The sequence below is a fragment of the Pseudomonas sp. 43(2021) genome (assembly GCF_017490805.1).
Lineage (GTDB): Bacteria > Pseudomonadota > Gammaproteobacteria > Pseudomonadales > Pseudomonadaceae > Aquipseudomonas.
In genome coordinates this window covers 1-503 of the sequence record NZ_JAFGYJ010000310.1, presented here as the reverse complement: position 1 = coordinate 503, position 503 = coordinate 1, and the positions used below count along the sequence as shown (strand labels likewise).

At 63.6% G+C, this 503-nt stretch carries 1 protein-coding gene; it reads left to right on the top strand.

Annotation, left to right across the window (positions count from 1 at the left end; all coding sequences use genetic code 11):
• Window positions 1–37: 37 nt before the first annotated feature.
• A partial coding sequence (locus tag J5M71_RS27370; RefSeq protein ID WP_207838678.1) for an ATP-binding cassette domain-containing protein occupies window positions 38–503 on the top strand: 466 nt, incomplete at its 3' end.

The following is a 503-nucleotide window of genomic DNA, read 5'->3' as shown; positions in this document are numbered from 1 at the left end:
ATGCGGTGGCCGCGCTGTTTTTCATGGAGATGGGCTGGTGAGTCGTCTACCCCGCGCGCCCTCGGAGGCGGTGATCGAAGTCCGTGGCCTGTGCAATCGCTTCGGCCCGCAGAGCGTGCACGAGAACCTTGATCTGGACGTGTACAAAGGCGAAATTCTCGCCGTGGTCGGTGGCTCCGGTACCGGTAAATCGGTGCTGCTGCGCAGCATCGTCGGGCTGAATCGGCCCAGCGAAGGCATGGTCAAGGTCTTCGGCCAGAACCTGCCGAATCTGCCCGAGCATGAACGCTCATTGATCGAAAGGCGCTTTGGGGTGTTGTTCCAGAAAGGCGCGCTGTTTTCCTCGCTGACCGTGACCGAGAACGTCGCCCTGCCCCTGATCGAACACGCCGGCCTCAGCCGTCACGATGCCGAGCACCTGGCGGCGGTGAAACTGGCGCTGGCCGGGCTGCCGTTGTCGGCGGCGGACAAATACCCGGCGTCGCTGTCCGGCGGCATGATCA